Source organism: Pseudomonas sp. NPDC089392, from assembly GCF_044749595.1.
Classification (GTDB): domain Bacteria; phylum Pseudomonadota; class Gammaproteobacteria; order Pseudomonadales; family Pseudomonadaceae; genus Aquipseudomonas.
This window is the reverse complement of record NZ_JBIVIF010000035.1, coordinates 66,951-73,899: the sequence shown is the minus strand read 5'-3', so window position 1 is coordinate 73,899 and position 6,949 is coordinate 66,951. Positions and strand designations below refer to the sequence as shown.

Here is a 6,949-nt window from a genome sequence, read left to right as displayed (position 1 = left end):
CCGCATCGTTGATGCGGGGCATTTTGCAGGAGCTGGCTCAAAATTTCAGGTTTTCACACAGCCTGTGTAGGAGCGGCCTTGTGTCGCGATCGGGCGCGAAGCGGCCGTAAAAATCAGCAAACGCGTTCTTTCAAGTACATTGCGTGGATGGTTTGCGGCCGCTTCGCGCCCGATCGCGACACAAGGCCGCTCCTACAGGGACCGCGACGGCAGGCCATTCGGGAAGTGGGCCGCGACGGTAAGCCGGCCTGGAGCTGGGGCAGGATGGCAGGTCATTTCTTCAGGCATAAAAAAACCCCGCCAAGGCGGGGTTTTTCCTGCAACCGGTATCAGCCCTTGTAGGCAGCAACCGATTTGGTGATCGCGGCACGGGCGGCGTCGGCGCCGTCCCAGCCTTCGATCTTGACCCACTTGCCCTTCTCGAGATCTTTGTAGTTGGCAAAGAAGTGCTCGATCTGCTGGATCAGCAGGGCGGGCAGGTCGGTGTATTCCTTCACGTCAACGTACAGCTGCGACAGCTTGTCGTGAGGAACAGCGATGACCTTGGCGTCGCCGCCGCCGTCGTCGGTCATGTTCAGCACGCCAACCGGACGGGCGCGGATAACCGAACCTGGGGCTACCGGGTAAGGGGTAACCACCAGCACGTCCAGCGGGTCACCGTCGTCAGCCAGGGTGTTCGGGATGAAGCCGTAGTTGGCTGGGTAGAACATTGGGGTAGCCATGAAACGGTCGACGAACAGGGTGTCGCTGTCCTTGTCGATCTCGTATTTGATCGGCGCGTGGTTGGCCGGGATCTCGATGGCGACGTAGATGTCGTTCGGCAGGTCTTTGCCCGCCGGAATCTTGCTGTAGCTCATTGGGCAGTGCCCCCGTGTTTGACCAAAAAAGTGGCGGCGATTATAGGCACATTCTGCCGGGGCATGCCACGCCTGGCCTGATGTGCGGCCCCGTCAGGCGTGGCTTTCGCGGTATTCGGGGTGTTCGGCCTGCAGCCGCAGCAGGCGCGCCAGCGGGTCCTGGCGGTAGAACAGCGACAACTGGCGGTAGACCTGTGGATAAGCCTGTTGCAGCAGGTCGGGGGCACTAAAGAAGTACTCGCTGGTAACCGCAAAGAACTCTGCCGGATTCTCCGCGGCATACGGGTCGATGGCGGTTTCGGCGTCGGGGTTGGCGTCCAGCTGTCGGTTGAGGTCGTCGTAGGCCTGCTGCATGGCCGTTGCCCACTCATCCACCGGCATGCCGCTGTGCAGCGGCGGCAGGCCGTTGGCGTCGCCATTGAGCATGTCGAGCTTGTGCGCCAGCTCATGGATGACCAGGTTGTAGGCCTCCCAGCCACCACTGGCCAGCACGCCGTTCCAGGCCAGGATGATCGGGCCCTGTTGCCAGGCCTCGCCACTGTGCTCGCCGTCCCACACGTGCTCCACGCCGCTGGCATCGCGGTGGCGTTGCGGGCTCTTGAAGTCGTCGGGGTACAGGATGATTTCGTGAAAGCCCTGGTACCAGTTCAGCTCGCCCAGGTGCAGCAGCGGCAGCTGGGCCTGGGCGGCCAGCAACAGGCGCTGCTCGTCGTCCAGTTCGACGCCGGGCAGGCAGGAGAGGTGCTTGTCGAGCAGGAACAGGATGCAGGCTTCGCGCAGCCAGCGGTCTTCTGCATCACTGATACCGTCCAGCATCGGCAGGCGCTCGCGTACGGCCTGCCATTGCTGTGGTGCGATCGGGTAGCGTGCCAGGGTGCGCTTGCGCCGCCAGGCGCTGAATGACCACATGTTTGTCGTTCAGTGTGCCTTGGCCGCACGGCCCAGGCGGCCACGCAGCAAGCCGAGGAGCATTGGCACCAGCGACAGGATGATGATGCCTACCACCATCAGCGACAGGTGCTGCTTGATGAATGGCACATTGCCGAAGAAATAGCCGAGGGTGACCAGCCCGCCGACCCACAGCAGCGAACCGGCAACGCTGAAGCCGAGGAAACGCGGGTAGTGCATGTGGGCGATGCCGGCGACGAACGGCGCGAAGGTACGCAGGATGGGCAGGAAGCGCGCCAGGGTCACGGTCTTGCCGCCATGGCGATCATAGAAATCGTGGGTGCGCTGCAGGTAGTCGCGGCGGAAAATTTTCGATTTGGGGTTGTTGAACAACCGCTCGCCGGCCGTTCGGCCGATCACATAATTGGTGCTGTCGCCCAGGATTGCGGCAGCCATCAGCAAGCCGGCCAGCAGTACCGGGTCCATGCCGCCACCTGCGGCCACGGCGCCGGCGATGAACAGCAGTGAGTCGCCAGGCAGGAAGGGCATTACCACCAGCCCGGTTTCACAGAAGATCACGGTGAACAGGATGGCGTAGATCCAGGGACCGTAATTGGTGACCAGCAGATCGAGGTAGGCATCGAGATGCAGGATAAGGTCCAGCGGGTTGAAATCCATGTACAGCACCTGTGTTCTTGGGCGTAGGCTCGGTTACCTGGGGATGGGTAAATTTTCACACATGACAGGTGGGCCATTATACGGCTAAGTCGGGAACATGCCCGGGGAGTTTGTAGCGGCGGGTTACGGCAAAGGGGAATTCCTGTGCTGGCCTCTTCGCGGCGGTTCGACGCCTCGATAAACCCGCTCCTACACAGGGCGGCGTTATCCTGTGGGAGCGGGCGTGCCCGCGAAGAGGCCGGTACAGGTCAATCCTGGCTGATCGGCAGGATGTAGTTCTCGAACTCGGTGTCCTTGCGAAAGCCAATGGACTCATAGGTCTTGCGCGCGGCTTCGTTACCGGCACTGGTCGAAACCCGCATGCGCACGGCGTTGGTTTCCTTGGCCATTTTCTTCGCCTCGCGCATCAGGTGGTCGGCCACCAGCATGCGCCGCGAATCCTCGGCTACGTAGATATCGTTGAGAATCCATACCCGCTTGAGCGACAGCGAAGAATAGCTGGGGTATAGCTGGCAAAAGCCCATCAACTTGGAATCGTCATCTTCCGGCAGCGCCAGGTAGATCACCGATTCATCCCGCTTCAGGCGCTTTTCCAAAAAGCTGCGCGAGCTGTCGGGGTAGGGCAGCTGCCCGTAGAACTCACGGTATTTGACGAACAACGGCGTGAGCAGGTCGAGGTGTTCCAGGGTTGCCTTGATGATGCGCATGTGCGGCCCTCAGAGTCCATTTGGGGAAACGGCGGAATGCCTGCAGCTTCAAGGCAATGCTGCCCCAATGCTGGCCATCAGCGCAATCCGCCTTCCGTGACATGTTCTTTAACCTTCGCCGAGCAGAAAGTTACCGCGCTGGGTGGGGGCATTTTCACTGTCGATGCTATGGACCTCGGCTTCGTCCTTCAAATTCACGCCGGAAAGCTGGCGCCGGCAGGCTTCGCGCATCAAGTACAGCAGGCGATGCGCCGCCATGCCATAGCTCAGGCCCTCCAGGCGAATGTTGGAAATGCAGTTGCGGTAGGCATCGGTCAGGCCGACCTTTGGCGCGTAGGTGAAATACAGGCCGAGGCTGTCGGGCGAGCTGAGCCCCGGGCGTTCGCCGATCAACATCACCGTCATGCGCGCGCCCAGCAACTCGCCAACCTCGTCGGCTACCGCCACGCGGCCCTGCTGCACCAGCACCACCGGGGCGCTGGTCCAGCCGTCGGCAGCGGCCTGCTCCTCGAAGCGGGCCAGGAATGGCAAGGTGTGGCGATGAACGGCCAGGGCCGACAGGCCATCGGCGACCACGATGGCCAGGTCCACCCCACCGGGGTTGGCCTGGGCGTGCTGGCGCAGGGTGGCAATCGAAGCTTCGTTCAGGCGCCGGCCAAGGTCCGGGCGCTGCAGGTATTGGTCGCGGTCGCTGGCAGCGCTGTGCAGCACCAGGCTTTCGCGCCCGCGGTCACCCAGCTGGGCAGCCAGGCCGGCATGGTCGAAGGCCAGGTGCACGGCATCACGGGCCTGGGCGTGGGCGAACTGGAAGTCCAGCTGCGCCCCGGTCGGCAGGCTGGTGCCGACGCGGCCCAGGGCGATGCGCGCCGGGGTCAGGTTGCGCAGGGCCAGCCAAGGGTTGTCGGGGGTAGGCGTGCGGTGGTCCATGGTCATCCCTATGCAAGCTGTGCCAAGGCCTGGCGGAAGGCCGGCGGCAGGTTGTCACCAAAGCGTACCCGGCCATCGGCCTGGGTGAAGATGCCGGTGCGGGCCAGCCAGGCCTCGAATTCCGGCCCGGGCTTCAGCCCCAGGGTCTGGCGCGCGTACAGCGCGTCGTGGAACGAGGTGGTCTGGTAGTTGAGCATGATGTCGTCGGAGCCGGGGATGCCCATGATGAAGTTGATCCCGGCCACGCCCAGCAGCTTGCCGCAGAAGTGGTCTTCGAGGCCGGCGCGGATGATCTGCTTGCCGTTGTACAGGTACTCCGGGCCGATGAAACCGACCACGGTGTTGACCAGGAACGGCTTGAAATGGCGGGCCACAGCATAGGCGCGGGTTTCGCAGGTTTGCTGGTCGACGCCATGGTGGGCGTTGGCTGACAGTGCGCTGCCCTGGCCGGTTTCGAAGTACATCAGGTTTTGCCCGAGGGTGCCGCGCTTGAGCGACAGGCCCGCTTCGTAGCCCTCTTGCAACACGTTCAGGTTGATGCCGAAGCCGGCGTTGGCAGCCTCGGTGCCGGCAATGGACTGGAACACCAAGTCCAGTGGCACGCCCCGGTTGATCGCTTCAATCGAGGTGGTGACGTGGGTCAGCACGCAGGCCTGGGTGGGAATGTCGTAGCGCTGGATAATGGCGTCGAGCATTTCCAGCAGCGTGCAGATCGAGGCGATGCTGTCGGTGGCGGGGTTGATGCCGATCATGGCGTCGCCGTTGCCGTACAGCAGGCCGTCGAGAATGCTGGCGGCGATACCGGCTGGCTCGTCAGTCGGGTGGTTGGGCTGCAGCCGGGTCGACAGGCGCCCGCGCAGGCCCATGGTGCCGCGAAAACGCGTGACCACGCGGATCTTCTGCGCAACCAGCACCAGGTCTTGCACGCGCATGATCTTTGACACCGCCGCGGCCATTTCCGGGGTCAGCCCAGGTGCCAGGGCGCGCAGGCTGTCTTCGTTGGCTTCCTCGCTGAGCAGCCAGTCGCGCAGGCCGCCTACGGTCAGGTGGCTGACCGGGGCGAAAGCCTGGGCATCGTGGCTGTCGATGATCAGCCGGGTGACTTCATCGGCTTCGTAAGGGATCAGCGCTTCGTTGAGGAAATGCGTCAGCGGAATATTGGCCAAGGCCATTTGCGCAGCGACGCGCTCGCCGTCATTGCTGGCCGCGACGCCTGCCAGGTAATCCCCGGAGCGTGCCGGGCTGGCCTTGGCCATCACGTCCTTGAGGCTGTCGAAGCGGTAGACCAGGTGGCCTACCGTGTGTACGAAACTTGCCATACAGAATCTCCAGAGCCGCGGGCTGCCCCGCGGCGGGTGGCGGCGATCAGTGCAGAGCCTCTTCGGCCTTCTGGATCGCGGCGAATTCCTCTTCCGGTGTGCCCGCGACCAGGTGGTGGCGGCTGTAGAAAGCAAAGTAGGCAATTAATACCGCATAGATCACTGCGGCGCCAATTACCACCCGCGGGTCGACCAGGAAGCCGGCGACCACGGCAATGCACGCCAGCACCAGGGCCAGGCCCGAGGTGAAGATGCCGCCTGGGGTGCGATACGGGCGCTCCATCTTCGGCCGGCGGATGCGCAGGGTGATGTGCGCGGCCATCATCAGCACATACGACAGGGTAGCGCCGAACACTGCCACCAGGATCAGCAGGTCGCCCTGGCCGGTCAGCGACAGGGCAAAACCGATGATGCCGGGGATGACCAGGGCCAGTACCGGCGCCTTGCTCTTGTTGGTCTCCGACAGCTTGCGCGGTAGGTAGCCGGCGCGGGACAGGGCAAAAATCTGCCGGGAATAGGCGTAGATGATCGAGAAGAAGCTGGCGATCAGCCCGGCCAGGCCGACCAGGTTGACGAAGCTGCCCATCCAGGTGGAGCCACCGTAGGCCTTGGCCAGTGCTTCGACCAGTGGGTTGCCGGAGGCTTTCAGCGCTTCCGAGCCGGCGCCGCCCGGGCCGACCACCAGGATCAGCAGGGCGAAAGCCACCAGCACCAGCATGGCGCCGATCAGGCCGCGTGGCAGGTCACGCTTGGGGTTCTTGGTTTCTTCGGCGGCCAGCGGCACGCCTTCGACGGCGAGGAAGAACCAGATGGCGTACGGGATCGCCGCCCACACCCCGACATAGCCGAATGGCAGGAAGCTGCTGGCGCCGGCGGCGTCCGTTTTGGCGATGTCGAACAGGTTGGCTGCATCAAAATGGGGCACCATGGCCACCAGGAACACGCCCAGGGCAATGGCGGCGATGGCGGTGATGATGAACATCAGCTTCAGTGCTTCACCCACGCCGAAAATGTGGATACCGATGAACACCACATAGAACGCCAGGTAGATCATCCAGCCGCCGATGCCGAACAACGACTGGCAATAAGCGCCGATGAAGGTGGCGATGGCCGCGGGGGCGATGGCGTATTCGATCAGGATCGCCGTGCCGGTAAGAAAGCCGCCCCACGGGCCGAAGGCGCTGCGGGCAAAGCCGTAGCCGCCGCCTGCGGTAGGGATCATCGACGACAGTTCGGCCAGCGAGAAGCACATGCACAGGTACATGGTGGCCATCAGCAAGGTGGCGAGGAACATGCCGCCCCAGCCGCCCTGGGCCAGGCCGAAGTTCCAGCCGGCGTAGTCGCCGGAGATGACGTAGGCCACACCCAGGCCGACCAGCAGCACCCATCCGGCGGCGCCTTTCTTCAGTTCACGTTGCTGGAAATAGTCCGAGCCGACTTTTTCGAAGTCGACAGAAGAGCCTGCCGGCGAGCCGGCGGAATGATCGCTTGGCATAGTTTCACCTGTTGTTTTTCTTGGTGGCCGGAAGGGTTCCGGGCCGATGGTGATGGGTACTGCAGGAAGCGAGCCAGA

The 6,949-nt window shown here is 63.4% G+C and carries 7 protein-coding genes; all 7 read right to left on the bottom strand.

The window, feature by feature from the left end; all coding sequences use genetic code 11:
- Nucleotides 1–329 precede the first annotated feature (329 nt).
- Nucleotides 330–857 (bottom strand): inorganic diphosphatase, encoded by a 528-nt coding sequence (ppa, locus tag ACIP1G_RS24225; protein WP_016484715.1) that lies wholly within the window; start codon nt 855–857, stop codon nt 330–332.
- 93 nt (nt 858–950) lie between these two features.
- Entirely contained in the window at nt 951–1,766 is an 816-nt protein-coding gene (locus ACIP1G_RS24220) for a zinc-dependent peptidase (RefSeq protein ID WP_400741414.1), read from the bottom strand.
- A gap of 9 nt (nt 1,767–1,775) precedes the next feature.
- The gene (locus ACIP1G_RS24215; RefSeq protein WP_400741411.1) at nt 1,776–2,423 is read right to left on the bottom strand and encodes a DedA family protein; all 648 of its coding nucleotides are present in this window, start codon (nt 2,421–2,423) and stop codon (nt 1,776–1,778) included.
- Between the two features lie 248 nt (nt 2,424–2,671).
- Nucleotides 2,672–3,130 carry a GNAT family N-acetyltransferase gene (locus ACIP1G_RS24210; RefSeq protein ID WP_400741408.1) on the bottom strand — a complete coding sequence of 153 codons (459 nt, stop codon included), beginning with the start codon at nt 3,128–3,130 and terminating at the stop codon, nt 2,672–2,674.
- A gap of 108 nt (nt 3,131–3,238) precedes the next feature.
- Nucleotides 3,239–4,057, bottom strand: coding sequence for an ethanolamine ammonia-lyase subunit EutC (eutC, locus tag ACIP1G_RS24205; protein ID WP_400741405.1), 819 nt, complete (start codon nt 4,055–4,057; stop codon nt 3,239–3,241).
- 8 nt (nt 4,058–4,065) lie between these two features.
- Nucleotides 4,066–5,376 (bottom strand): ethanolamine ammonia-lyase subunit EutB, encoded by a 1,311-nt coding sequence (locus tag ACIP1G_RS24200; RefSeq protein ID WP_400741402.1) that lies wholly within the window; start codon nt 5,374–5,376, stop codon nt 4,066–4,068.
- 46 nt (nt 5,377–5,422) lie between these two features.
- On the bottom strand, nt 5,423–6,871 hold the full coding sequence (gene eat, locus ACIP1G_RS24195) for an ethanolamine permease (protein WP_201199889.1): 1,449 nt from the start codon (nt 6,869–6,871) through the stop codon (nt 5,423–5,425).
- Between the last annotated feature and the right edge of the window lie 78 nt (nt 6,872–6,949).

What these genes read in the sequence shown, in the direction of transcription:
- ppa (WP_016484715.1), bottom strand. Translation starts at nt 857, where the DNA reads ATGAGCTACAGCAAGATTCCGGCGGGCAAAGACCTGCCGAACGACATC.
- ACIP1G_RS24220 (WP_400741414.1), bottom strand. Translation starts at nt 1,766, where the DNA reads ATGTGGTCATTCAGCGCCTGGCGGCGCAAGCGCACCCTGGCACGCTAC.
- ACIP1G_RS24215 (WP_400741411.1), bottom strand. Translation starts at nt 2,423, where the DNA reads ATGGATTTCAACCCGCTGGACCTTATCCTGCATCTCGATGCCTACCTC.
- ACIP1G_RS24210 (WP_400741408.1), bottom strand. Translation starts at nt 3,130, where the DNA reads ATGCGCATCATCAAGGCAACCCTGGAACACCTCGACCTGCTCACGCCG.
- eutC (WP_400741405.1), bottom strand. Translation starts at nt 4,057, where the DNA reads ATGGACCACCGCACGCCTACCCCCGACAACCCTTGGCTGGCCCTGCGC.
- ACIP1G_RS24200 (WP_400741402.1), bottom strand. Translation starts at nt 5,376, where the DNA reads ATGGCAAGTTTCGTACACACGGTAGGCCACCTGGTCTACCGCTTCGAC.
- eat (WP_201199889.1), bottom strand. Translation starts at nt 6,871, where the DNA reads ATGCCAAGCGATCATTCCGCCGGCTCGCCGGCAGGCTCTTCTGTCGAC.